Annotated in this window: 20 protein-coding genes; 10 read left to right on the forward strand and 10 right to left on the reverse strand. The window is 75.2% G+C overall.

Translation table 11 applies throughout. From position 1 onward, the window contains the following. Nucleotides 1–4 precede the first annotated feature (4 nt). Complete coding sequence (locus C593_RS0116285) at nucleotides 5–892, reverse strand: oxygenase MpaB family protein (RefSeq protein WP_037745975.1); 888 nt, start codon at nucleotides 890–892, stop codon at nucleotides 5–7. Between the two features lie 275 nt (nucleotides 893–1,167). Here C593_RS0116285 and sph point away from each other — a divergent pair, with 275 nt between their 5' ends. From sph to C593_RS29875, 5 genes are all read left to right on the forward strand, one after another. Continuing rightward, entirely contained in the window at nucleotides 1,168–2,160 is a 993-nt protein-coding gene (gene sph / locus C593_RS0116290) for a sphingomyelin phosphodiesterase (protein ID WP_018848368.1), read from the forward strand. 195 nt (nucleotides 2,161–2,355) lie between these two features. Beyond that, nucleotides 2,356–3,435, forward strand: coding sequence for an alpha-lytic protease prodomain-containing protein (locus tag C593_RS0116295; protein WP_018848369.1), 1,080 nt, complete (start codon nucleotides 2,356–2,358; stop codon nucleotides 3,433–3,435). 212 nt (nucleotides 3,436–3,647) lie between these two features. Then, entirely contained in the window at nucleotides 3,648–4,955 is a 1,308-nt protein-coding gene (locus tag C593_RS0116300) for a serine hydrolase domain-containing protein (RefSeq protein ID WP_018848370.1), read from the forward strand. Between the two features lie 250 nt (nucleotides 4,956–5,205). Then, nucleotides 5,206–6,030 (forward strand): helix-turn-helix domain-containing protein, encoded by an 825-nt coding sequence (locus C593_RS0116305; RefSeq protein WP_018848371.1) that lies wholly within the window; start codon nucleotides 5,206–5,208, stop codon nucleotides 6,028–6,030. Between the two features lie 258 nt (nucleotides 6,031–6,288). Continuing rightward, on the forward strand, nucleotides 6,289–7,113 hold the full coding sequence (locus tag C593_RS29875) for a hypothetical protein (RefSeq protein ID WP_037745977.1): 825 nt from the start codon (nucleotides 6,289–6,291) through the stop codon (nucleotides 7,111–7,113). Here the strand turns inward: C593_RS29875 and C593_RS0116315 are convergent. From C593_RS0116315 to C593_RS0116330, 4 genes are all read right to left on the reverse strand, one after another. Beyond that, nucleotides 7,097–9,274: a 3-hydroxyacyl-CoA dehydrogenase NAD-binding domain-containing protein gene (locus C593_RS0116315; RefSeq protein WP_018848372.1), complete on the reverse strand. Its 2,178-nt coding sequence runs from the start codon at nucleotides 9,272–9,274 to the stop codon at nucleotides 7,097–7,099. The genes C593_RS29875 and C593_RS0116315 overlap by 17 nt on opposite strands. Nucleotides 9,275–9,317: 43 nt before the next feature. Beyond that, nucleotides 9,318–10,532: an acetyl-CoA C-acetyltransferase gene (locus tag C593_RS0116320; RefSeq protein ID WP_020610323.1), complete on the reverse strand. Its 1,215-nt coding sequence runs from the start codon at nucleotides 10,530–10,532 to the stop codon at nucleotides 9,318–9,320. 104 nt (nucleotides 10,533–10,636) lie between these two features. After that, nucleotides 10,637–11,779: an acyl-CoA dehydrogenase family protein gene (locus C593_RS0116325; RefSeq protein ID WP_018848374.1), complete on the reverse strand. Its 1,143-nt coding sequence runs from the start codon at nucleotides 11,777–11,779 to the stop codon at nucleotides 10,637–10,639. Next, nucleotides 11,776–12,999 (reverse strand): CaiB/BaiF CoA transferase family protein, encoded by a 1,224-nt coding sequence (locus C593_RS0116330; RefSeq protein ID WP_078521589.1) that lies wholly within the window; start codon nucleotides 12,997–12,999, stop codon nucleotides 11,776–11,778. The genes C593_RS0116325 and C593_RS0116330 overlap by 4 nt, the downstream gene beginning before the upstream one ends. A 260-nt stretch (nucleotides 13,000–13,259) precedes the next feature. Between C593_RS0116330 and C593_RS0116335 the strand changes: the two genes are divergently transcribed. Next, nucleotides 13,260–14,459 carry a saccharopine dehydrogenase NADP-binding domain-containing protein gene (locus C593_RS0116335; RefSeq protein WP_018848376.1) on the forward strand — a complete coding sequence of 400 codons (1,200 nt, stop codon included), beginning with the start codon at nucleotides 13,260–13,262 and terminating at the stop codon, nucleotides 14,457–14,459. Nucleotides 14,460–14,514: 55 nt separating this feature from the next. On the opposite strand, the gene C593_RS0116340 is transcribed toward C593_RS0116335, so the two are convergent. Beyond that, on the reverse strand, nucleotides 14,515–14,991 hold the full coding sequence (locus tag C593_RS0116340) for a DUF6194 family protein (RefSeq protein ID WP_018848377.1): 477 nt from the start codon (nucleotides 14,989–14,991) through the stop codon (nucleotides 14,515–14,517). 50 nt (nucleotides 14,992–15,041) lie between these two features. Between C593_RS0116340 and C593_RS0116345 the strand changes: the two genes are divergently transcribed. After that, nucleotides 15,042–15,827, forward strand: a complete 786-nt coding sequence (locus tag C593_RS0116345) for a MerR family transcriptional regulator (protein ID WP_018848378.1) — start codon at nucleotides 15,042–15,044, stop codon at nucleotides 15,825–15,827. A gap of 40 nt (nucleotides 15,828–15,867) precedes the next feature. Here C593_RS0116345 and C593_RS0116350 read toward each other — a convergent pair whose 3' ends face one another. Further along, nucleotides 15,868–16,575 carry an endonuclease V gene (locus C593_RS0116350; RefSeq protein ID WP_026277751.1) on the reverse strand — a complete coding sequence of 236 codons (708 nt, stop codon included), beginning with the start codon at nucleotides 16,573–16,575 and terminating at the stop codon, nucleotides 15,868–15,870. Nucleotides 16,576–16,633: 58 nt separating this feature from the next. On the opposite strand from C593_RS0116350, the gene C593_RS0116355 reads away from it, so the two are divergent. Further along, on the forward strand, nucleotides 16,634–16,933 hold the full coding sequence (locus tag C593_RS0116355) for a YciI family protein (RefSeq protein WP_018848380.1): 300 nt from the start codon (nucleotides 16,634–16,636) through the stop codon (nucleotides 16,931–16,933). Between the two features lie 56 nt (nucleotides 16,934–16,989). Here the strand turns inward: C593_RS0116355 and C593_RS0116360 are convergent, their stop codons facing one another. Then, entirely contained in the window at nucleotides 16,990–18,156 is a 1,167-nt protein-coding gene (locus C593_RS0116360; RefSeq protein WP_199790041.1) for an oxidoreductase, read from the reverse strand. Nucleotides 18,157–18,342: 186 nt separating this feature from the next. Here C593_RS0116360 and ssgD point away from each other — a divergent pair, with 186 nt between their 5' ends. Then, complete coding sequence (ssgD, locus tag C593_RS0116365; protein WP_026277752.1) at nucleotides 18,343–18,756, forward strand: spore wall synthesis regulator SsgD; 414 nt, start codon at nucleotides 18,343–18,345, stop codon at nucleotides 18,754–18,756. Nucleotides 18,757–19,023: 267 nt separating this feature from the next. Here the strand turns inward: ssgD and C593_RS29880 are convergent, their stop codons facing one another. Then, entirely contained in the window at nucleotides 19,024–19,773 is a 750-nt protein-coding gene (locus C593_RS29880) for a TetR/AcrR family transcriptional regulator (protein ID WP_018848383.1), read from the reverse strand. A 92-nt stretch (nucleotides 19,774–19,865) separates the two neighbouring features. Here C593_RS29880 and C593_RS0116375 point away from each other — a divergent pair, with 92 nt between their 5' ends. Continuing rightward, a complete protein-coding gene (locus tag C593_RS0116375) occupies nucleotides 19,866–21,509 on the forward strand; it encodes an FAD-binding oxidoreductase (protein WP_018848384.1) in 1,644 nt (547 codons plus the stop codon). A 22-nt stretch (nucleotides 21,510–21,531) separates the two neighbouring features. On the opposite strand, the gene C593_RS0116380 is transcribed toward C593_RS0116375, so the two are convergent. After that, a complete protein-coding gene (locus C593_RS0116380) occupies nucleotides 21,532–23,808 on the reverse strand; it encodes an FUSC family protein (RefSeq protein ID WP_018848385.1) in 2,277 nt (758 codons plus the stop codon). Between the last annotated feature and the right edge of the window lie 427 nt (nucleotides 23,809–24,235).

Consider the following 24,235-nt stretch of genomic DNA (forward strand, 5'->3'; position numbering starts at 1 on the left):
GGGATCAGGGCCGGGCGGCCCGGGAGGCCCGCCGCCGTTCGGCGCGGCGGGCCTCCCGGGCCAGGGGGAGATAGCGCAGCCGCTCGGGGAGGGCGGGGACCACGGTCCGCACGACGCGGGAGAAGCGGCGCAGCCGTCGCTCCTGCGCGTTCGTCCACTCCAGGCCGAGGGCGTCCCGGGCCTCGGGCGGCATCAGTCCGATGGTCATGAAGCGCCGGAACCGGGCCAGCCGGGGCAGCAGCACGGGCCACAGGGCGCGCAGCAGCACTCGCAGCGGCAGGGGGCCCCGGTCGGGCGGCGGGACGGGCGCGCAGGCGTCGACGAGTTCGCGGACCACCGCGGTGGCCTCCACCTCGCCGTCGAGCATCCGGCGCCAGTACGGCCAGAACTCCTCGACGGTCCCCGGCATGTCCCGGTCGTGGATACCGAGGACCCGGCCGACCTGGAGCCACTCCGCGTAGAGCAGCCGCTCCTCGGCCGGGGTGAGCGTGCGCACCAGGTAGCGGGCGGCGTGGCGGTAGACGGGGAAGCCGGTGGCGTGCACCCAGGCGTAGTTGGCGGGGGTGAGCGCGTGGTAGCGGCGGCCGCGGGTGTCGGTGCCCTGGATGGTTCGGTGCAGTTCGCGCAGCCGGCGGCCCTCGGCGGCGGCCTGCTCGCCGCCGTAGACCCAGAGCTGGAGGGAGCGCAGGGAGCGCTCGCCGCGGCCCCAGGGGTCGGTGCGGAAGACGGAGTGCTGGTCGACGCCCGCGCCGACGGCCGGGTGGGCGACCTGGAGGGTGAGCGCGGACGGGAGCATCAGCAGGGACCGGATGTCGCCCGTGAGGGCCCACAGCACCCCGCCGGGCGGAGGGGGCGGGGGCGGCGGTACGGGGCGGGGGGCCCGGCTGGTCACGTGGTCACTTGCTCCGGGGCTTGGTCGTGCGGTCACCTCCCAGTATGCGGGGCGCGGGGGCGGCGGGTGCGCCTCCGGGGGGAGGGCGGGGCCCGGGGTGCGGATGGCGATCGCGGCGGGGCTCGATCGTCGCGACGGCGATCGTTGCGGTGGGGGCAAGAATTCCGGCACCGGAGTATTACCTGAAGGTAACTTCGGCTGGTTTGATGTGCGTCGCCGGTACGCAGTCCGGAGCACCCCCCTTCCCCACCCCCCACTCCACGACAGGAGTTCCTGTGTCGACCTCCACGCTGAGCCGCGCCCTGTGCGCGGCCGTCTCCGCCGCGCTCGCCGCCACCGCCCTGGCCGCCGCCGCGCCCTCGGCCTCCGCCGCCGGCCCGGCCGCGGCGACCCCCTCGCTCAAGGTCCTCAGCTACAACGCCTTCCTGTTCAGCAAGACCCTCTACCCCAACTGGGGCCAGGACCACCGGGCCGCGGCGATCCCGCAGACGGACTTCTTCCGGGGCAACGACGTGGTCGTGCTCCAGGAGGCGTTCGACAACTCCTCCTCGGACGCCCTCCAGCGCCGGGCCGCCGCCGAGTACCCGCACCAGACGCCGGTGATGGGGCGGAGCAAGAGCGGCTGGGACGCCACGAGCGGGGCGTACTCGGCGACGACCCCGGAGGACGGAGGCGTCACCGTGCTGAGCAAGTGGCCCGTGGTGCGCAAGGAGCAGTACGTCTACAAGGACGCCTGTGGCGCGGACTGGTGGTCCAACAAGGGCTTCGTCTACGCGGTGCTGGACGTGAACGGCTCCCGGGTGCACGTCGTGGGCACCCACGCACAGTCCACCGACCCGGGCTGCAAGGCGGGCGAGGCGGCCGCCGTGCGCAGCCGACAGTTCCGCGCGATGGACGCCTTCCTCGACGCCAAGAACATCCCGGCCTCCGAACAGGTCGTGGTCGCGGGCGACTTCAACGTGGACCGGCACTCCGCGGAGTACGCCTCGCTGCTGGCCGACGCGGGGCTCGCGGCCGAGGACGCCCGGACCGGGCACCGGTACTCCTTCGACACCGAGGAGAACTCGATCGCGGCGGACCGCTACCCGGACGACCCGCGCGAGGACCTGGACCACGTGCTGCACCGCGCGGGTCACGCCCGGCCGGCGGGCTGGACGAACGACGTGGTCAAGGAGGAGAGCGCGCCGTGGTCGGTGCGGAGCTGGGGCACCACGTACACCTACACGAACCTCAGTGACCACTACCCGGTGATCGGCAGCGGCCGCTGACCGGGGGCGCCCGGGCCCGGGGCGGGCCCGGGCGCCCGACCGGCGGCACGCGCGGCGCGCGAGCGGAGCGGCAGCACCCTTGTGCGACTGTCAGGGGCATGTCACATTGAGTCCGCAACTCCGGACTGGTCCAGTCCACATCGCCGTCCACCCAGCGGCGATCCCCCCACGGACTCGTACGAAGGAGAAGCTCCCATGAGACGCACTCTCCGTGCGCGCATCTGCCTGCCCGCGCTCCTCGCCCTCACCGCCCTGGGCCTGGGCGCACACACCTCCACCGCGGCGCCGGGCCCCGACGGCGCCCCGTCCCCCGGCCCCGGAGCGACGGCCACGGCCGCGCAGTACAGTCTCAACTCCTCCCTCACCCAACGCCTCGGCGACCGTTCCGCCGGCTCCTACCTGGACTCCGCCACCGGGGAGCTGGTCGTGACCGTGACCGACGCCGAGGCCGCCACGGCGGCCCGCGAGGCCGGCGCCCGCGCCGAACTCGTCCGCCACAGCACGGCGGAGCTGCGGTCCGCCATGGACACCCTCCGGGCGCGGGCCGCGATCACCGGCACCTCCTGGGGGATCGACCCCTCGTCCAACGCGGTCGCCGTGGAGGCGGACTCCTCGGTGTCTGCCCGCGACCTGGCCCGCCTGAAGAAGGTCGCCGCCTCCCTCGGCGACCGCGTGAGCATCAAGCGGGTGCCCGGCGTCTTCACCAAGGAGGTCGCCGGCGGCGACGCGATCTACGGTGGCGGCTCCCGCTGCTCGGCGGCGTTCAACGTCTCCAAGGGCACGGCCCGGTACTTCGTGACCGCCGGCCACTGCACCAACCTGTCGGCCTCCTGGTCCGCGACCTCGGGCGGTGCCGCGGTCGGCACCCGTGAGGGCACCAGCTTCCCGACGAACGACTACGGACTCGTCCGCTACACCAACGGCTCCCAGCCCGCGGGGAACGTCAACCTCTACAACGGCGGCTACCAGGACATCACCTCCGCGGCCGACGCGGTGGTCGGCCAGTCGATCTCCAAGTCGGGCTCCACGACCAGGGTGACCTCCGGCACGGTCACCGCCGTGAACGTCACCGTGAACTACAGCGACGGCCCGGTCTACAACATGGTCCGCACCACCGCCTGTTCAGCGGGTGGCGACAGCGGCGGCGCCCACTACTCGGGCACCACGGCACTCGGCATCCACTCCGGCAGCTCCGGCTGCTCGGGGACGGCCGGCTCGGCCATCCACCAGCCGGTCAAGGAGGCCCTGAGCGCCTACGGCGTGGCCGTCTACTGAACCCCGGCCGGCTGAGAGGGCGTGCCCGCGGCGGCGGGCACGCCCTCGCCCACGCCCGGCCCGCCCGGACGCGCGACCCGGTGGGACTCGCGACCCGCCGGGACTCGCGACGCGCCGGGATCTGGGCCGTATGGGGCAGGCGCACGGCCGGGGGGCTGCGCACGCCCGATGCTGAGGGGGCATCAGCTCCCCTCGCCCCCGCAGAGGTCCTCATGAACGTCCCCCCACTCCGTGCCCCCTCCCCCTCCCCCTCCCGGACCCGGCACCGTGCCGGACTGCTGCGCCTCGGCGCCTGTCTCGCCCTGGCGGCCGCCGCCCTCGGCGCGGCCCCCGCATCCCCGCTCGCCGCCCCGGCGACCGCCACCGCGACGGCGACGGCGACGGCGACGGCTTCAACGACCGGCGACCCGGCCGCGCACGCCGGAGGACCTGCCGGCCCGGCCGGACCCGGCTCCGGATCCGGCTCCGTCGAGGCCCTGCAGAAGCGGCTCGACGCCCTCGTCCGCCGTGCGGACGGTCCGCCCGGGGCGATCGTCGTCCTCCAGGACGGCGATCGGCGGCGGGTGGTGCGCTCCGGCACGGCGGACCTGTCGACCGGCCGCCCCCCGCGCACCGGCGACCACATGCGGATCGCCAGCACCTCGAAGGCCTTCAGCGGGGCCGCGGCCCTGCACCTCGTGGCGGAGAGACGGCTCGGTCTCGACGACACCATCGGGCAGCGGCTGCCCCTCCTCCCGCGCGCCTGGCACGCGGTGACCCTCCGCCAGCTGCTCCAGCACACCAGCGGACTGCCCGACTACACCACCTCCCCCGAGTTCCAGCGCCTGATCAACGAGAACCCCCGGCGCCACTTCGACTCCCGGCGGCTGCTCCGGTTCGTCGCCGGCGAACCGCTGAACTTCCGGCCCGGCTCCCGCTACCTGTACTCCAACTCCGACAACATCGCGGTGGCCCTGATGGCCGAGGCCGCGACCGGCCGCCGCTACGAATCCCTCCTCCGCGACATCGTCTACCGGCCCCTGGGCCTGCGGAACACCAGCCTGCCGCAGGGCTACGAACTCCCCGAGCCCTATATGCACGGCTACGACGTCGACCCGCCGGCCGCACCGGAGGACGTCAGCGAAGTCCTCAGCGCCTCCGGCGTCTGGGCGTCCGGCGGCATCGTCTCCACCCCGCGCGACATGACCCGCTTCATCCGCGGCTACGCCCCGGGCACCCTGACCTCCCCCGCCGTGCTGCGCGAGCAGCGCCGCTGGGTGAAGGGCGCCTCCGAGCCCGCCGGGCCGGGCGCCAACCGGGCCGGACTGGGCATCTTCCGCTACACCACGCGCTGCGGCGTCGTCCTCGGCCACACCGGCAACTTCCCCGGCTACACCCAGCTCATCGCCGCGACCCCGGACGGCAGGCTCTCCCTCACCTTCTCCCTGACCCGGCAGATCAACAAGGAGATCGCCCCCGCGCTGCTGGAAACCGTCCGCGACATCCAGGAGGACGCCGTCTGCACCCTGATCCGCGGTTAGGAGGTGCCCGGCGGAGTCCTGCCCCGCCGGGCCGGCCCCCGGGCGCGGCCCGGGGGACAGCCCAGGGGCGGATCCGGGCACGGCCCCGGGGGGACAGCCCAGGGGCGGGTCGGGGCACGGCCCCGGAGGCATGCGCGATCTCGGTCATGGCTCCACCGTACGGACGGCCTCCGGCATCGGTGCCGGGTTTTCCACAGCACCGATGAGACAGCATTACTGTTGTACCGGTGACAGGAGCGGAGGGAGAGCCATGAAGGACGGCACCGGCGGGCAGGCGATCGCCGCAGCGGCGGAAGACGGCACGGAGCCGGCGTTCACCGTCGACGAGTTGGCGGCGCGCGCCGGGATGACCGTGCGGACGATCCGGTTCTACAGCAGCCGCGGGCTGCTGCCCCCGCCCGTGATCGGCCCGCGCCGGGTCGGCCACTACGGCCCCGGGCATCTGTCCCGGCTGGCGCTCATCGAGGAGTTGCAGCACCAGGGGATGACCCTCGCCGCGATCGAACGCTACCTGGAGCAGCTGCCGGCGGATCTGAGCGAGCAGGATCTCGCCATCCACCGGGCCCTGGTGGCCTCCTGGGCACCGGATTCGGCGGAGGAGGTCACCCCCCGGGAGCTGACGCGGCGGGCCGGACGGGAGTTGTCGGAGCAGGATGTGGACCGGCTGGCCGCGATGGGCGTGCTGGACCGCCGCCCGGACGGCCTGCTGCGGCTGGACGGCTCCCTGCTGCGCCTGGGCCTGGAGCTGCTGGACGTGCCGATCGCGCACGAGACCATCCTCGCCTCCCGCACCGTCCTGCTGGAGCACGCCCGCGCGGCGGCCCAGGAGCTGTCGAGGCTGTTCCGCGACGAGGTCTGGGGGCCCTACCGGGAGAGCCGTGAGGACCCGGACCACGTGGCGGTCATGAAGTCGCTGTCCGCGCACATGCAGCCGATGGTGGTGCAGGCCCTGGTCACCGCGTTCCAGCGGTCGTTGCGAGAGGAACTGCGGGCCGCGTTCGGCAGCGACCGCCGAGCAGCCGCCGGACACCCCCGGCGCACGGTTCGTGACCATGGCAATTCGGGCCGTGAGTAGCGTGGTTGACGCATTCTCAATTCAACCCCACGTATAGATCACGATTGCGCCACGGCATCCTTAAAAGGGACTGGACCATGTGCGCTTGCGTGCGCAACTCTCCTGCGCATCAAGCGAATTGACTGTTCATCAATTCAGCAGCGGCGATTACACCACCACACCCCGGACCACCGCCCCAATTGCCCGAGTTATTCGCAAATTCGTTCTGGCAAGCTTCCGCGCACCGTTCCCTGGCCAAGGAAGAGGAGGTGCACACCCATGCCCGGACACCAAAGACGCCGGAAGCAGCGGCGGGGCACTCCCCGCCGGCTCATACTCGCCACGGCCGCCGTCGCCGTGATGGCGGTCGTCGGAGGGGTGGCCCACGAGGCGCCCCGCGGGGCCGACGGGGGCAGCCCGCAGCCGCTCGCCCAGGGGGATCCCGCCGCGGCGGGCCCGCCCGCCGTCCGGACGGCGGCGCCCGCCGAGGCCCCGGCCGCGTCCGGGAACGGCGAGCCCGCCGAGGGGGCCGGGGAATCCGGGGGACCCGGCGCCCTCCCCCGTACGGCCGCGCCCGCGCTCGCCGCCGCGCCCGGGACCGCCGCCAAGGCGCCGGGTGCCGAGGGACGTTCGGGCCTGGTCCGCGACCTCGGGTCCGCGACGGGCTGGAAGGCCGACGGGACGCTGCCGCCCGGGCGCTGGACGGTCACCGTGGAGGCGGGCCAGCCGGCTCTGGGCCGGGACGAGGAGGAGATCACGGTCTCCCGGGGCACTCCGGCCTCCCCCACCCCGGCGACCGGCCCCGGGGCTGCCACCCCCGGCCGAGCGGCCGGCCCCGGGACCACGGCGGCCACCGCGACCGCACCGGGCGCGGCACCGACGACCGGGCCTGCCACACCCGCCATACCCGCCACACCCGGCACGCCCGCCGCTCCGGACACCCCGGACACGGCGGCCGCCGACCCGCCGGGGCCCGGCGGCCGGACCGGGATCGCCGTCGGGGGCACGGTGGTCGCCGCCCTCGTCGGCGGAGCTTTCGCGGTCCTCGCCCACCGCGTCCGCCGCCGGCGCGACCCGGGGCGCCCGCTCAGCCCGCGTCGGTGAACCGCTCCCCCCGCTCGGCCTTCGCCAGCAGCAGCGCGGGGGGCTGGAACCGGTCGCCGTAGCGGTCGGCCAGCTCCCGCGCGCGGGCCACGAAGCCGGGCAGGCCGCCCTCGTACCCGTTGATGTACTGGAGGACGCCGCCCGTCCAGGCGGGAAAGCCGATGCCCATGATGGAGCCGATGTTGGCGTCGGCGACCGTGGTGAGGACGTTCTCCTCCAGGCAGCGCACCGTGTCCAGCGCCTCCGCGAAGAGCATCCGCTCCTTCATGTCCTCGAAGGGGATCTCGGCACCGGGCACGGCGAAGTGCTCCCGCAGCCCCGGCCACAGGCCGGTGCGCTTCCCGTCCGGGTCGTAGTCGTAGAAGCCCGCGCCGCCGCTGCGGCCGGGGCGCTCGAACTCGTCGACCATGCGGTCGATGACCGCCTCGCCCGGGTGCGGCGTCCAGGTGCCGCCGGCCTCCTCGACCGCGCGCCGGGCCTCGTTGCGGATCTTGCGGGGCAGGGTGAGGGTCAGCTCGTCCATCAGGGAGAGGACCTTGGCCGGATAGCCGGCCTGTGCCGCCGCCTGCTCGACGGAGGCCGGGTCCGCCCCCTCGCCGACCATGGCGACGCCCTCGTTGATGAACTGGCCGATGACACGTGAGGTGAAGAAGCCGCGCGAGTCGTTGACCACGATCGGCGTCTTGTCGATCTGCCGGACCAGGTCGAAGGCGCGGGCCAGCGCCTCGTCACCGGTGCGATCGCCCCTGATGATCTCCACCAGCGGCATCTTGTCGACGGGCGAGAAGAAGTGCAGGCCGACGAAGTCGTCCGGGCGGGAGACCCCCTCGGCGAGGGCGGTGATCGGCAGGGTGGAGGTGTTGGAGCAGAGCAGCGCGTCCGGCTCGACGACGTCCTGGATCTCCTGGAACACCTTGTGCTTGAGGGAGGCGTCCTCGAACACCGCCTCGATGACGGCGTCGCAGCCGGCGAGGTCGGCGGCCTCGGCCGTGGGCGTGATCCGGGCGAGGACGGCGTCCGCCTTCTCCCGGGTGGTGCGGCCCCGGGCGACGGCCTTGGCGCACAGCTTCTCCGAGTACGCCTTGCCCCTGGCGGCGGCCTCGGCGGTCACGTCCTTGAGGACGACCTCGATCCCGGCGCGGGCGCAGGAGTACGCGATGCCCGCGCCCATCATCCCGGCGCCGAGGACGGCCACCCTGGTGACCTTGCGGGGCTCGATGCCGGACGGGCGGCTGGCGCCGGAGTTGACGGCCTGGAGGTCGAAGAAGAACGCCTGGATCATGTTCTTCGCGGTCTGCCCGGTGACCAGCTCGGTGAAGTAGCGGGCCTCGATGACCTGGGCGGTCTCGAAGTCCACCTGGGAGCCCTCGACCGCGGCGGCGAGGATGTTGCGCGGCGCCGGGTAGGGGGCGCCGGCGGTCTGCTTGCGCAGGTTGGCCGGGAAGGCGGGGAGGTTGGCGGCGAACTTGGGGTTCGACGGGGTGCCGCCCGGGATGCGGTAGCCGGGGGTGTCCCAGGGCTGGCGGGACTCGGGGTTGGCGTCGATGAAGGCGCGGGCCTGCGCCAGCATCTCCTCGCGGGTGGCGGCGACCTCGTGGATCAGGCCGTTCTCCAGGGCGCGCTTCGGCGTGTACTGGGTGCCCTGGAGGAGGACCTTGAGGAGGGCGTCGGCGATGCCCATGAGGCGCACGGTACGGGTGACGCCGCCGCCCGCGGGCAGCAGGCCGAGGGTGACCTCGGGCAGACCGATCCTGGAGCCCGGCGCGTCGAGGGCGATGCGGTGGTGGCAGGCGAGGGCGATCTCGTAACCGCCGCCGAGGGCGGCGCCGTTGATGGCGGCGACGACGGGCTTGCCGAGGGTCTCGATACGGCGCAGGGCGCGCTTGATGCCGAGGCCGGCCTCGAAGACGAACTGCGCGTCGTCCGGTCCGGCCTGGATCATCTCCTTGAGGTCGCCGCCCGCGAAGAAGGTCTTCTTCGCGGAGGTGACGATGATGCCGCGGATGGAGTCCTTCTCGGCCTCGATCCGGTCGGCGATCGCGGTGACGGACGCCTTGAACGCCTGGTTCATGGTGTTGGCGGACTGGTCGGGGTCGTCGAGGACGAGGGTGACGACGCCGGTCTCGTCCTGTTCCCAGCGGATGGTGGTGGACTCGCTCATGGTGGGGCTGCTCCGTAAGAGGGGGCCGGTGGGGACAGGACGGTCAGAGGCGTTCGACGACGGTGGCGATGCCCATCCCGCCGCCGACGCACAGCGTGGCGAGGCCGTAGCGCTTGTCCTGGCGCTCCAGTTCGTCGACGAGGGTGCCGAGGATCATCGCGCCGGTGGCACCGAGGGGGTGGCCGAGGGCGATGGCGCCGCCGTTGACGTTGACCTTGTCCAGGGAGAGGCCCATGTCGTCGGCGAAGCGCAGGACGACGCCGGCGAAGGCCTCGTTGATCTCCACCAGGTCGATGTCGTCGATGGTCAGGCCGGCCTTGGCGAGGGCCTTGCGGGTCGCGGGCGCGGGGCCGGTGAGCATGATGGTCGGCTCGGAGCCGGAGACGGCGGCGGAGACGATCCGGGCGCGCGGGGTGAGGCCGTAGCGCTCGCCGACGGCCTTGCTGCCGACGGCGACGAGGGCGGCGCCGTCCACGATGCCCGAGGAGTTGCCCGCGTGGTGGACGTGGTCGATCTTCTCGACCCAGTGGTACTTCTGGAGGGCGACCGCGTCGAAGCCGCCGAGTTCGCCGATGTCGGCGAAGGAGGGCTTGAGGGAGGCGAGGGAGTCGGCGGTGGTGCCGGGGCGCAGGTGCTCGTCGCGGTCGAGGACGACGAGGCCGTTGCGGTCCTTCACGGGGACGACCGAGCGCTCGAAGCGGCCGTCCTTCCACGCGGCGGCGGCCCGCTCCTGGGAGAGGGCGGCGTACTCGTCGACGTCGCGGCGGGACCAGCCGCCGAGGGTGGCGATGAGGTCGGCGCCGATGCCCTGGGGGACGAAGTTGGTGTCCAGGTTGGTCATCGGGTCGGCGAACCAGGCGCCGCCGTCGGAGGCCATCGGGACCCGGGACATCGACTCGACGCCGCCGGCGAGGACCAGTTCCTCCCAGCCTGAACGGACCTTCATGGCGGCCAGGTTGACCGCCTCCAGCCCCGAGGCGCAGAAGCGGTTCTCCTGCACACCGGCCACCGTGTCGGGGAGCCCGGCGGCGATGGCGGCGATCCGGGCGATGTCGGAGCCCTGGTCGCCGACGGGGCCGACGACACCGAGCACGATGTCGTCGATCGCGGCCGGGTCCAGGCCGGGGAAGCGGGCCCGGATCTCGTGGATCAGGCCGACGACCAGGTCGATCGGCTTGGTGCCGTGCAGGGCGCCGTTCGCCTTCCCGCGTCCGCGCGGGGTGCGGATCGCGTCGTACACGTACGCTTCGGTGCTCACCTTGTCAGCCTTTCGAAGGGTTCGGGAGGGTCGGGAGGGTGGTGCGGGGAGGGCGGGGAGCCCGGGCCGCGGCCCGGCGCGGTCGGGGTCGGCCGAGGTCCGGGTCAGCCGAGCAGGGAGCGGCCGATGATCTCCTTCATGATCTCGGTCGTACCGCCGTAGATGGTCTGGATCCGCCCGTCGGTGAAGGCCCGGGCGACCGGGTACTCGTTCATGTAGCCGTACCCGCCGTGGAGTTGGAGGCACCGGTCGGCGGCGCGCTTCTGGAGTTCGGTGGCCCACCACTTGGCCATCGAGGCGTGCACTGCGTCCAGTTCGCCCTTGGCGTGGTCCTCGATGCAGCGGTCCAGGAAGGCCCGGGTGACGGCGCACTCGGTGGCCAGTTCGGCGATCTCGAAGCGGATGTGCTGGAGCCGGGCCAGCGGACGGCCGAACGCCTCGCGCTCCTTGACGTACGCGGTGGTGATCTCCAGCAGGTGCTCGGCGGCGGCGATCCCGGCGACGGCGATGGCCATGCGCTCCTGGGCGAGGTTGGTCATCAGGTGGATGAACGCGCCGTTGACTTCGCCGAGCAGGTTCTCCTTCGGCACCCGTACGTCGTTGAAGAACAACTCGGCGGTGTCCTGGGACTTCTGGCCGATCTTGTCGAGGTTGCGGCCGCGCTCGAAGCCCTCGGCGCCGCGTTCCACGACGAGCAGGGAGAGTCCGTGCGCCCCGCCCTCGGGGGTGGTGCGGGCGACCACGATCACCAGGTCGGCGAGGATGCCGTTGGAGATGAAGGTCTTGGAGCCGTTGAGGAGCCAGTGGTCGCCGCGGTCCTCGGCGGTGGTGCGGATGCCCTGGAGGTCGGAGCCGGCGCCGGGTTCGGTCATGGCGATGGCGGTGATGGTCTCGCCGGTGCAGAAGCCGGGCAGCCAGCGGCGCTTCTGCTCCTCGGTGGCCAGGGAGGTGAGGTAGGGGCCGATGATGTCGTTGTGCAGACCGATGGCGAGGCCGGGGGTGCCGGCGCGGGTGAACTCCTCGTGGAGCACGGCCGCGTAGCGGAAGTCGCCGTTGCCGCCGCCTCCGTACTCCTCGGGGACGGCGAGGCCGAGGAGGCCCTGCCGGCCGGCCGCGAGCCAGGCCTCGCGGCTGACGATGCCGTCCTTCTCCCACTGCGCGTAGTGCGGGAGGACCTCCTTGGTGAGGAAGGTGCGCACGGTCTCCCGGAACGCCTCGTGCTCCTCGGTGAAGATCTGGCGCTTCAACGGTCCTCCTCGGTGCGGGCGCTGCCGGTTCTGCCGGTGCCTCCGGCGGGGGCGGCCGGGTCGGCGTGCGTGGCGGGGCCGGCCGGGTCGGCGTGCCCGGCGGGGCCGGTGAGCGGTACGCCCCAGTCCCGGGCGACCTCGGCGGTGTCCGCGCCGGGCAGCGCGGGCGGCCGGGTGACGGCGCCGGGGGTGGCGGAGAAGCGGGGCGCGGGCGCGGGTTGCGGGACGCCGCCGTGGTGCGTGAAGGTCCCGCGGGCGGCGAGATGGGGGTGGTGCGGGGCCTCGCGGAGGGACAGGACGGGGGCGACGCAGGCGTCGGAGCCCTCGAACACGGCCGTCCACTCGGCGCGGGTGCGGGTCCGGAAGCGGGCGGCGACGGCGGCCCGCAGTTCGTCCCAGCGGCCGAACTCCTTGCGGGCGGGCACCTGGTCGGCGATGCCGAGCAGGGTGATGAACTCGTCGTAGAAGCGCTGCTCCAGGGCGCCGACCGCCATGTACTCGCCGTCGGCGGTCTCGTAGGAGCCGTAGAAGGGGCAGCCGCCGTCGAGGAGGTTGGCGCCCCGGCGGTCCTGCCAGCCGCCGGCCGCCATCATGCCGTGGATCATCGTGGCGAGGTGGGCGGCGCCGTCGACGATCGCGGCGTCCACCACCTGGCCGGTGCCTCCCTCGGAGCGGGCGTGCTGGAGGGCGGCGAGCACACCCACGACCAGGTAGAGGGAGCCGCCCGCGTAGTCGCCGACCAGGTTGGCGGGGACGACGGGCGGCTGGTCCGCCTGGCCGATCATGGAGAGGGTGCCGGTGACGGCGATGTAGGAGATGTCGTGGCCGGCCCGCTCGGCGAGGGGGCCGTCCTGGCCCCAGCCGGTCATCCGCCCGTAGACCAGCCGCGGGTTGCGCGCCAGGCAGACGTCGGGGCCGACGCCCAGGCGTTCGGCGACTTTGGGCCGGTAGCCCTCGATCAGGATGTCCGCCTTCGCCACCAGGTCGAGCACCCGGGTGGGCCCGTCCTCCGCCTTGAGGTCGACGAGGACGGAGCGCTTGTTGCGGTTGGTGAGGTCGCGTGCGGGGTCGATCCCGAGCCCGGGGCCGCCGGGGCGGTCGACGCGGACGACGTCGGCCCCCAGGTCGGCCAGGAGCATCGCGGCGAACGGTCCGGGCCCGATGCCCGCCAGTTCGACGACGCGCACCCCGGCCAGCGGCCCGTTCCCTGTGGCTGTCATCCGGCCCCCAGCAGTGTGACACTAGTGATGTAACACCAGCGATGGTAAGAACACGTTCCACTCCGCACAAGGCCTTCCGGGGCATTGCACCGAGCAAGCGCTTAGAGCGGGCAGGTCTGTCAGGTTACCGATGGGGAACCCGTCTTCTGCGGGGCCGCGCGGCACGCTAGGGTCTGCCGACCGGATCCGGCCCGATCTTCTCGGCGCCCCCTGACCCCGGCCCGCCCCATCGGCACCGGACCACTACGGCGGAGGAGCCCTTGAACAGCCAGAACGAAAGCGGTCGCGGTGAGCGTCCGTACGATGTCGTCCTCTTCGGCGCGACCGGTTTCGCGGGGGAGCTGACCGCCGCGTATCTGGCGCGGCACGCGCCCACCGGCTGCCGGTGGGCCGTCGCGGGGCGCAGCCGAGCGAAGCTGGAGGCGCTGCGGGAACGGCTCGCGAAGCTCTCCCCCGCCTGCGCGGACCTCCCGCTCGTGGTGGTGGACGCCTCCGACCGGGACGCGGTGCGCGCCCTCGCCCGCTCCACCCGGGTCCTGGCCACCACCGTGGGGCCCTACGTCTGGCACGGGGAGCCGCTGGTCGCCGCGTGCGCGGCGGCAGGGACGGATTATCTGGACCTGTGCGGCGAACCGGAGTTCGTGGACGACATGTACGTCCGCCACGACGCCCTCGCGCGCGAGACGGGCGCCCGGATGGTGCACTGCTGCGGCTTCGACTCCGTACCGCACGACCTGGGCGTGCTCTTCACCGTGCAGCAGTTCCCCGAGGGCGTCCCGCTGCGGGTGGACGGCTTCGTGAGGTCCAACGCCATGTTCTCCGGCGGTACCTTCGCCTCCGCGCTGAACGCGATGGGGCGCGGCCGGCAGACACTGCGGGCGGCACGCGAGCGGCGGCTGCACGAGCCGCGCCTCGCCGGTCGCCGCGCGGGCTCCCCGGCCGGCGGGCCCCGCTTCAGCCGCGAGACGGGCGCCTGGGCGCTGCCCCTGCCGACCATCGACGGCCAGGTGGTGGCGCGTTCGGCCCGCGCGCTGGAACGGTACGGCCCCGACTTCCGCTACCGCCACTACGCCGCGGTGAAGACCCTCCCGGTGGCGCTGGGCGGCCCCGTCGCGGTGGGCACGGGCTTCCTCCTCGCCCAGATCCCGGCGGCCCGGCGCGCCCTGATGCGCGTCGTCGAACCGGGCACCGGTCCGAGCGCGCAACGCCGGGCGCGGAGCTGGTTCTCGGTGCGCTTCGTCGGCGAGGGCGGCGGCCGCCGCGTCTTCACGGAGGTGCGCGGCGGGGACCCGGGCTACGACGAGACGGCGAAGATCCTCGCGGAGGCGGCGCTCAGCCTGGCCTTCGACACGCTGCCGCCCACGGCGGGCCAGGTCACCCCGGCCGCCGCGATGGGTGACGCGCTGGTCTCCCGCCTGCGGGAGGCGGGCATCACCTTCCGGGTGGCGCACGCGCGCTGAACGGGCGGCGGCGAGGGCGGGGACGGCGGCCGGGCCCCGCTCTCCCGCCACTCCGTCAGCCGGCGGGCCGTGGCGCGCCGGTCGCACGCCGCCGCCGGCCCCGGGCCGCGGCGGCGTCGTGGGCCGCGCGCAGCAGCCGCAGCACCTCCGCCGCGGTCCGCTCCCCCGGGGTGACGACGCAGACCCAGCCCTGCGCGCCGTAGACGGGATGCGGCAGCAGGACGTCGGCGGCGCTGTGGTCCGGGGCGGGTTCCTCCCGCGGGAGGTGGCTGGAGGCCGTCCGCCCGACGTGGATGTTCACCCGCCACCGGCCGGGCGGATCGAGGTCGGAGGCGGTGTCGCCGGGCAGGTCCCGGGTGGTGATCGTCCCGTAGGGCTGGGTGTTCGCGGGCATCGTGCCGTCGGGGGCGTGGAAGAAGAACGCGTCCCCCCACGCCTCCCGGGGAAAGTCTCCGCCGGGGCCCGGGAGGACCACGAGCGCGCCGTCGAATGACCGCACGGTGTCGATGATCTGCTGCATGCTGCTGTCCATGGTTCGAGTGTCGGCTTCAAGTCCTCGTGTGGGGTTCGCGCAGGTGTCGGGTGCGGCGGACGGCTGAGCGGGCGGAGAAGGCGGGCGGGCGGGGCAGGCCGCTGCGGACCGCGGACGTGGCGCGGGAGTCCGGCTACTCCCTCCAGCAGGTCCGGGACCTGGAACGGCTCGGGGTCACACCGCCCGCGCCCCGTGCGGAAAACGGCTACCGGGCCTGGACCGCGCTGCACGTGCGGGCGCTGCGTGCCTACCGGGGCCTCGCCGTCGCCGTCGGGCCGGTCGCCGCGCGACGGCTGCTCGCGGAACTGCGGACGGCGACGCTCGTGGACGCGGCCGCCGCGGTCGACACGCTCCACGCCGGCCTGGCCCGGGAACGCTCGGAGACGCTGCGCGCCCGGGAGGCGCTGCGGAGCGTGCGGGCGGAGACGGGTGACGGCTCGGGGCCCGCACCGGAGCGGGGCGACGACACCATGACGATCACCGAACTCGCGGGGGCTCTGGGGGTGCGCCCCTCGACCCTGCGGTTCTGGGAACAGGAAGGTCTGGTCGCGCCGGAGCGGGTGACCTCGCTGCGGGCCCGCCGTTACGGCCCGCGGGCGGTGGCGGCGGCCCGGGTGGTCGCGGCCCTGCGGGCGGGCGGGCACGGCATCCCCGCCGTACGCGAGGTCATGGCCTCCCTGGACCGGCTCGACGGTCTGGCCGGTGCCGACACGATTCTGCGCCGCCGTCTGGACGACCTGGCGGCCCGGAGCGTGGCACTGCTGCGGGCGGGCGCGGACCTGGCGGACCTGGTGACGGCGACGCCCGGGGGCGCCTCCCCGGCGGCCGGGCCGTAGCCCCGGGGCCCCGGGCCTTGGACCCGAGGCCGGGCGCGGGTCAGCCCGCTCCCGTCGCCCCTGTCGCCTCCTTGAGCGCGCGGCGGCAGAGCGCGTCGGCCCGCCGGGTGGTCTCCGGAACGCGGAACTCCCGCGCCAGCCACAGTGTTTGCGCGCAGGCTGATTCCAGGGTCACCCGGTGGCCGGCCGACACGAAGACCGGTTTCACCCCGGCCCGGGTCCGCAGGGCACGGCCGACCTCCTCGCCGTCCTCGGCGAGCAGGGGCGCCGACGCGCCGCGCGCCGGGCCGGGTTCGGCGTGGCTGAACACGAACGGGTTCTTCGCGACGCCGAACGCCGGCAGCCCCGTCACCACCCCGAGGTGGCTCGCGAGTCCGAAACGGCGCGGGTGGGCACGCCCGTATCCGTCGCAGACCACGACCCCCGGGTCCGCGTCCAGCGACTCCAGGGCGGCGAGCACGGTGGGCAGTTCACGGAAGGCCAGCAGGCCCGGCACGTACGGGAAGGAGACCCGGCCGACGGCGGTGGCCTCCTCGACGACCGCCAGGGTCGCCGCGTCCAGGACGACGGCCGCGGCGGCGACCAGGTCCCGCGCGTCGTCGTACGCGACGTCCACGCCGGTGAGGTGCCCGGTGCCGGGCGGCGGGCCGGGCTCGTCGAGGACGGCACGGGCGCGGAGTTCGTCCTGGACCGCGCGGGCGGCCTCCTCGGTGGCGGGCCAGCCCGCGGGTACGTCGACGATGGTCATGGTGCGGCCAGCGTACGGCGGAGCGAGGGTGCCGGAGCCGGCGGGTAGCCTGGCGATCATGTTCGTACTGGAATTGACGTACACCGAACCGGTGGAGCGCGCCGACGCCCTGCTCGACGCGCATGTCGCCTGGCTGGACGCGTACTACGCGGAGGGGGTGTTCATCGCCTCGGGCCGCAAGAACCCGCGGGACGGCGGGGTCATCCTGGCCGCCGGGATCGACCGGGCGCGCGCCGAGGAGATCACCGCGGCGGACCCGTTCGTGACGGGCGGGGTGTGCGCGTACCGGATCACCGAGTTCACCGCGACGAAGACCGCGCCCGGACTGGCCGCGTACCGGGAGCAGTTGCCCGCCTGAGGCGCGGGGCGAGCGCGGGCGGGGCCCCGGCGTCAGGCGCGCCGGGGCCCCGGCCGTCAGCGGCCCGTGCCCGCCACGGGTTCCAGCCGGGCGACCCGGCCCTTCTCGCCCGAGGCCCAGCAGCCCAGGTCCGCCGTGCAGTCGACCGTGTCGAAGGAGCCGGTGTCGACGGTCCGCCAGGTGCGGCCGCCGTCCAGGGTCAGATCGGTGCCGGTCGGACCGACCGCCAGCGCCGCCGTGCGGGTGTGCGGCAGCCAGGCGACCCCGGACCGGTAGGCGGGGGGCGGCGTACCGGCCTGCCGCCAGTCGCGGCCCCCGTCGCGGGTGACGGCGGCGGCGCGGGGTGAGGGCTCGCCGGTGCGGTAGTCGCCGCCGACCGCGAGGCCGTGCGCGCGGTCGCGGAAGGCCAGGGCGAACACGCCCCGCGCGGCGTCCCCGGCGGGGATCGTGGAGTCCGCGACCGTCCAGTTGAGGCCCCGGTCGCCGGAGTGCAGCACCCGGCCGGCGGCCCCTCCCCCGGTGGCGAGCCAGACGTCCGAGCGACCCGCCGTCACCAGGCACTGGCCGCTCGCGGCGAACCCGGCCTCGCCCGGCAGGGCGGCGGGCATGCCCGCGTCCGGCAGCACCCGCCAGCTGCGGCCGCCGTCCCGGGTGGACAGGATGCGGAACCTGCCGTCGACCGGGTCGCTCATCGCGAGGCCGTTGCGGCTGTCGAAGAAGGCGACGCAGTCGTAGAACGCCCGGGGGTCGGTGTTGCGGAAGGACTCGGTCCAGCTGCGGCCGCCGTCCTCGGTGCGCAGCAGCCGGGACGCCTCGCCCTCGCCGATCGCCAGGACCACGGCGCGGCGGGCGTCGAAGGCCTCGACGTCCCGGAACTCCAGCTCCGCCGCGTCCTCCGGGGACACATCGGCCCAGGTGCGGCCACCGTCGGTGGTGCGCAGCACGGTGCCCGCCGAGCCGGCCGCCCAGGCGGTGGTGCGGCTGACCGCCGCGAGGCCGCGGAAGCGGACCTGGGTGCCCGTCTCCTTCAGCCGCCAGCCGAACGGCACGCTCACGGCGGCGCGTTCGCCGGCGGCGGTGGTCGCGCTTGCGCCCGCGCCGGTGCCCGTGGCGGTGGCCGCTCCCGTCCCCGTCGCGCGCGCGGGAGCGGCCAGTACCGCCGCCACCGCGAGGGCGCTCAGCCCCACGGACACCGCTCGTCTCGTCTTCCCCTTGAATGCCATGGCGCCGGAAGCTAGCCCACGGACGACGGAGCGTCCAGAGTGCGAGACGGCCATCGGGGGCGTCGCGTGACGGTGACGGAGGTCACCCCGTTCCGGGGTGCACGGATCCGGCCACCGAGTCGTCTTCCTCGGCGCCAGGAGACGTGTGCCGGTGATCGGGCGATCGGCACAGTGAAGGAGCGGGTCGTGTCCACCGTCATCGAGCAGGCCGTGCAGGCCCGGCTCGTCGCTTCCGCGCCCCGGATGGAGTCGGTCCCCGCGACGCTGCACTACGACCCCCGCGAACCGTTCTCGGTGCGCATCGGCTTCCCCGCCCCGGCGACCCTCGAAGGCACCGACGTCTCCTGGGAGTTCGCCCGCCGCCTGCTCACCGAGGGCGTGCAGGAGCCCGCCGGGTCGGGCGACGTGCGGGTACGGCCGTACGGCTACGACCGCACGGTGCTGGAGTTCCACGCGCCGGAGGGCATCGCGATGGTGCACATCCGCACGGGTGAGCTGCGGCGCTTCCTGGAGCGCTCCGAGAGCCTGGTACCGACGGGCACCGAGCATCTGCACCTGGACCTCGACGGGGAGTTGGCGGACCTGCTCGGCGGACACTGACGCGGCGGGAGCCCGTGGGGCGGCGCGGCGGCCTCGGGCGGGGCGGCCGGCGTCCGATGGCGGCGGCCCGGGGTGGGGCGGCCAGGGTCCGGGGGCGCCGCCCCGAGCCCGGAGGCGGTGACCCCGGGGCCTCGGCCGGGGTCCGCTGCGGGGAGGACGCCCCGCTCCCGGGGTGCGCGCGGGACGGGTCCGCGACGAGGAGCACGAGCCGACCCCGGGGCGGGCGCCGCCCGGGGTCTCGCCGGGTCCGCCCGGCGAGACCCCCGCCTACGTCTCGTCGTCCGCCGCGAACGCGGCCCCCGCCGCCGCGAAGAGCCGCGCGCAACGCCGGGCCATCGCGTCCGGCGACTCGCCGGGGTGGCTGATCCACCACCGGACCAGGGCGGTGACCAGCCCCCGCCAGGCGTACTTCAGCGCGTCCGCGTCCAGGCGCAGGGTCTCGTCGTCGACCGGCCCGCCGACGGCGCCGCGCGGCGCCGGTGCCATGGCCGGGGGCGGTGTCATGGCCGGGGCCGGGGCCGGGGCCCGTGCCGTCGCGCGCAGCAACTCGTCGCTGCCCGTCGCCGCGAGCGCGTCGATCGCGTCCCGGTAGTACGCGGCGCGGCGCGCCGCCTCCCCGTCGGGGGGCAGGGAGGGGTCGTAGAGCACGAACCACGCCTCCCGCCGCCCCTCCAGCGCGGTGAACACGGCCCGCAGGACACGCAGCGGGGTGCGCGGGTCCGCACCCCCCTCGGCCATCGCCTCGCGCACGGCAGCCAGCAGCCGGTCCCCCGCCGGGGTGAGGCAGGCGAGCCAGAGGTCCTGCTTGGTGCCGAAGTACTGGTGCAGCAGGGTCTTGGTCACGCCGACCCGGGCCGCGACGGCCGGCAGGGAAGCGCCTGCGTAGCCGCGCCGGCCGAACTCCTCGGTCGCCGCGTCGAGGATCTGCCGCTCGCGCTCGGCGCGCGGTACGCCCTTGGTGCCGGACCGGGGGCCCGTCGGACTGCCGGACCCCGGCCCGGTCGGATTGCTTGCCACACCCCTGATATTACCCTACGGTAAATTACCTCAAGGTAAGTTCGGCCGGGCGTCGGGGGATGCCCGTCGGCGGATCACGGAGCGGCAGACCCATGACCGAAGCCACTGAAGCCACCGAAGCCACCCCCTCGGCCCCACCCGCGCCCGGCACCGGCACTGCGCGCGCCCGGTCCTGGTGGGGCTGGGGCTGGGCCGACGCCCACCCCGGCGACGCCGAGTGCGCGGAGCTGGGCGCGCTCGTCCCCGGCACCCTCGCCCGCCCGCTGCCCGTCCCCCGCGTCGGGGACCTGGGCATCGGCGCCCCCGCCGTCGAGCCGCCGGGCGCCCTCGCGCACCTGGTGAGCGCCGACCCGGCGGCCCGGGCCTCGCGGGCGGCGGGCAAGGCGTACCGGGACGTGATCCGGGCGCTGCGCGGCCGGCCGGGCCGCGTCCCCGACCTGGTCGCCCGCCCGGCCCGGGAGCAGGACGTGGCCGACCTGCTGGAGTGGGCCGCCGCGCAGGGCGTCGCGATCGTCCCGTACGGCGGCGGCTCCTCCGTCACGGGCGGCGTGGAGTACCGGGGCGACGCCCACCGCGCCGTCCTCTCCCTCGACCTGACCGCCCTGGACCGGGTCCTGGAGGTGGACGCGACCGGCCGGGCGGCCCGGATCCAGGCCGGGATGTACGGCCCGGCGCTGGAGGACGCGCTGCGGCCGCACGGGCTGACGCTGCGGCACTTCCCGCAGAGTTTCGAGTTCTCCACGCTGGGCGGCTGGCTCGCCACCCGCGCGGGCGGCCACTACGCGACCGGGCGGACCCGGATCGACGAGTTCACGCAGTCCCTGCGCGTGGTGACGCCCGCCGGGACCTCCGAGTCGTGGCGGCTGCCGTCCTCCGGGGCGGGCCCCTCTCCCGACCGCCTCCTCCTCGGCTCCGAGGGCGCCCTCGGGATCATCACGGAGGCGTGGATGCGGCTCCAGGAACGGCCGCGGCACAAGGCGTCGGCGGCCGTCTCCTTCACTGGCTTCGGTGCCGCGCTGGAGGCGGTGCGGGCGCTCGCGCAGTCGGACCTCGGCCCGGCGAACTGCCGTCTCCTGGACGCGGGCGAGGCGGCGCTCGCCGGAGCCTCCCGGGACGGTTCGGCGGTGCTGGTACTCGGCTTCGAGTCCGCCACCGCCCCCGTCGAGGACCGCCTCGCCCTCGCCGTCGGCCTGGCCCGCTCCCACGGCGGACGGGCCGAGACCCCCACCGGCGGGGGCGGGGCACCGGACACGGCCGTGGACGCGTGGCGCTCCGCCTTCCTGCGGATGCCGTATCTGCGCGACGGACTGGCCCGGATGGGCGCGGTCGTCGAGACCTTCGAGACGGCCGCGACCTGGGACCGGGTGCCCGCCCTGATCGAGGACGTCCGCACGGAGGTGGCGGCTGCGGCGCTCAGGGCGACGGGGCACCCGCCGATGGTCAACTGCCGCCTCACGCACGTCTATCCGGACGGCGCCGCGCCCTACTTCACGGTCGTGGCGGCGGGGCGGCCGGGCGACGAGGTGGCCGTCTGGGACGAGCTGAAGTCCGTCGCGGGCGAGGTCCTGCACCGCCACCGCGCGACGATCACCCACCACCACGCGGTGGGCCGCGACCACCGCCCGTCCTACGACCGCCAGCGCCCGGAGCCCTTCGCCCTGGCACTCCGCGCGGCGAAGCGGGCACTGGACCCGGCGGGGGTCCTCAACCCGGGCGTCCTGATCGACACGGCGTAGGCCCCGGTCCCCCGGCCCGCGCCTACCTCGCGCCGGGAGCGGCCCCGGAAGCGGCCGGGGCCGCTCCCGGCGCACCCCGCGCGGCGGGGGCCGGTACGGGCCCGCCCCCCGCGTCGTCCACCGCCGCCCCGCCGACGGCCGCGAGGTCGTCCGTGAGCGTCGCGAGCCAGTTCTCCACGTCGACGAGGACCGGCAGCACGCCGGGTGGGGCCGTGCGCAGGGTCTTCCCGGGGACGCGGGGGCGGTCGGGGCGGATGCCGTCCGGGGGGAAGCCTGCCGCCCGGTCCGCCGCCTCGGCCAGGGCCCCGGCCGCCTCGCGGGCCCAGCGGGCCGCGTCCGGTGGCACGGCGTGGCCGGGGTCGTGGCGGGGCAGCCAGTGCGCCCCGACCAGCGCGTGGATGCCGAAGTTGAGCGCGGCCACCCAGTCGTGGCCCGTGCCGGTACGGTCGCCGCCGGGCTCGCTCCGGTACTGCGCGTGGGCCGCCTCGGCGAGACGCAGCACGTGCAGGGTCTCCCAGCGGGCCGCCTCTCCCGTGTCCTGCGCGCCCCCGCCCACCGGGAGGTGTCCGGTGGATCCTGGCCGGACACCTCCCGGCGCCCTCTCCGGCCCGTCACCCCCCGGCAACGCCGCCCCCACCGTCAGCGGCACCAGCCGCCCCGCCGAGCGCAGCAGCGCCGCCATCCCGCGCCGCACCTCCGCCCCCGCGCCGGCCGGCCAGGCCAGCACCGCACAGACCAGTCCGATCCCGCAACCGGTCAGCACGTCGACCAGCCGCGCCTCGGCGACCTGCCAGGTCACCGGCGCGAGCTGGGCGAACGCCGAGGACACGACCAGCGTGAACAGCCCCTGTGCCCAGGCGACCCCCGCCACCGGCCCGACCGTGAACGCGATCAGCGTCACCGGCACGAAGACCGCCGCGTACACCACCGTCGCCCCGCCCGCCTCGGTGAGCAGCACCCCCGCGGCCAGCGCTCCCGCCAGGGTGCCGACGGCCGCCGCGCGGACGGCGGACCAGGTCGCGCCGGCGGTCGTGCGCACCAGCGTCAGGACGGCGAGCAGCACCCAGAACCCGTGGGTGAGGTCGAGCGACCCGGCGACCAGACGGGCCGCCGCCAGCGCCAGCGCCGTGCGCACCGCGTTCTGGAAGACCACCGAGCGCTGGGTGATGTTCCCGGTGAGGCGGATCCACCAGAGCCGGGCGGTGCCGGGCCTCGCGTACCAGAGCTGTTCGCGCGGCAGTCCCCGCGCGGCGCGCACACCACCGAACGCGATTCCCACGGCGGCCCGCGCGGTGACGGCCGAGGCGCCCATGGTGAGGACGGCGGACTGCCGGCGGAGCACGTCGGGCGAGGGCCGCTCCCGGGACTCGTCGGCCTCGCGTCCGCGTGAGGCGAGGAACTGGGTGATCATCTCCTCCAGCGCCTCGGGTCCCCGGGCCGGCCGCCGCCCGCACAGGGCGTCCGAGGTGGCCGCGCACTCGGCGGCGATCTGCTGGAGGAGCGTCACGGAGGCGAGGTCCCGGCCGGGCGGTGGCGCGGGGTTCTCGGTGGCCCGGGCGAGCTGGTCGAGGAGCCGCCGGGCCGCGGCGCCCGTGTGCGCGAGCGCCCGGTCCGTGCGGCCCGCGCCGGTCGGGCGGACGCCGGGTGGCAGCCGGGACATGCGCAGGGCGCGCCCGCCTTCGCGCAGCTCGGCCGCCCGTTCGGGGTCGCCGCCCCGGCCGCGGGCGCAGTCCGCCGCGGCGCGGGCGGCGAGCGCCAGCGCGTCGGCGACCCGCTCCCGGTAGGGCGTCTCCCTCGGCGCGGGAAGGACGAGCAGTTCGCAGAGCGCCAGCAGCAGCCCGCCCGCGATCACCCCCGCCAGCCGCTGGGGCAGTGTGTCGGGGGCGTACGGCGGGAAGCAGGCCAGGATGTAGAAGAGCAGGAGCCCCGGCGCCACGCCCGCGGGCCCCAGGCCGCAGGCCGTGCCGAAGGTGAGGACGAATCCCACCGCGAGCATGCCCGCGACGGCCGGAGCCGTCCCCACGGCGAGAGCGGTGCCGAGGACGGTGAGCACCACGGCGACGGGCAGCGCCCTGAGCACCAGGCCCGCCCGGTCCCGTCCCGCTCCGGGCAGCGGCGAGAGCACGCCGAGCGCGATGGGCGTGAAGAGGGCGTAGAGCGCGGCGACGGGCCGGTCCAGCAGGTAGAGCGCGGGGTAGAACCCGACAGAGGCGGCGACGGTGACCCGAACCGCCCGGCGCGCCGACAGGACACGCTCCGGGGTGAGGCGGAACGCACCGCGCACGGACCGATCCGGCATGGACGCTCCTCTCCACGGCGACCCCGGCGACCCCGGCGGGCCCAGCCGCCCCGGTGGCGCGGACGCCCGTCCCGGGGTGCGCGCCCCGCCGGTACCGCCGTACCGCCGTACCTCCATTGTCGGCACCGACGGCCGGCTGTCAGCCGCAGCACCCCGCCGCCCGCCCCCACCGGCGTCCCCCACGCCCCCTGGCTCCGTTCAATTCCGTTGACGCCCCGCCCGCCCCTCCGTACCGTCGACGACGGTTCTGTTGTCGTCGATCGGAGTAGGACGTTGCTCGTCTGAGGTCTTGAGACACCCGTGCCGCACGGCCCTTTCCGCCTGCCGCACCGCGTGTGACCTCGACGCACAGCCGTCCGCCGCCCGGCCGGGACCTTTCTCCACCCGTGCCACCCCCTCCCGGCCCGGCGACCGCCGCCACGCGCGC

The sequence above is a fragment of the Streptomyces sp. CNT372 genome, assembly GCF_000377145.1.

Excerpts from the sequence above, each read along its gene's own strand:
- C593_RS0116340 (WP_018848377.1), bottom strand. The coding sequence starts at position 14,991 with ATGGACAGCAGCATGCAGCAGATCATCGACACCGTGCGGTCATTCGAC.
- C593_RS0116330 (WP_078521589.1), bottom strand. The coding sequence starts at position 12,999 with ATGACAGCCACAGGGAACGGGCCGCTGGCCGGGGTGCGCGTCGTCGAA.
- C593_RS0116305 (WP_018848371.1), top strand. The coding sequence starts at position 5,206 with ATGAAGGACGGCACCGGCGGGCAGGCGATCGCCGCAGCGGCGGAAGAC.
- C593_RS0116300 (WP_018848370.1), top strand. The coding sequence starts at position 3,648 with ATGAACGTCCCCCCACTCCGTGCCCCCTCCCCCTCCCCCTCCCGGACC.
- C593_RS0116380 (WP_018848385.1), bottom strand. The coding sequence starts at position 23,808 with ATGCCGGATCGGTCCGTGCGCGGTGCGTTCCGCCTCACCCCGGAGCGT.
- C593_RS29875 (WP_037745977.1), top strand. The coding sequence starts at position 6,289 with ATGCCCGGACACCAAAGACGCCGGAAGCAGCGGCGGGGCACTCCCCGC.
- C593_RS0116355 (WP_018848380.1), top strand. The coding sequence starts at position 16,634 with ATGTTCGTACTGGAATTGACGTACACCGAACCGGTGGAGCGCGCCGAC.
- C593_RS0116375 (WP_018848384.1), top strand. The coding sequence starts at position 19,866 with ATGACCGAAGCCACTGAAGCCACCGAAGCCACCCCCTCGGCCCCACCC.
- C593_RS0116295 (WP_018848369.1), top strand. The coding sequence starts at position 2,356 with ATGAGACGCACTCTCCGTGCGCGCATCTGCCTGCCCGCGCTCCTCGCC.
- C593_RS0116315 (WP_018848372.1), bottom strand. The coding sequence starts at position 9,274 with ATGAGCGAGTCCACCACCATCCGCTGGGAACAGGACGAGACCGGCGTC.
- C593_RS0116350 (WP_026277751.1), bottom strand. The coding sequence starts at position 16,575 with ATGACCATCGTCGACGTACCCGCGGGCTGGCCCGCCACCGAGGAGGCC.
- C593_RS0116360 (WP_199790041.1), bottom strand. The coding sequence starts at position 18,156 with ATGGCATTCAAGGGGAAGACGAGACGAGCGGTGTCCGTGGGGCTGAGC.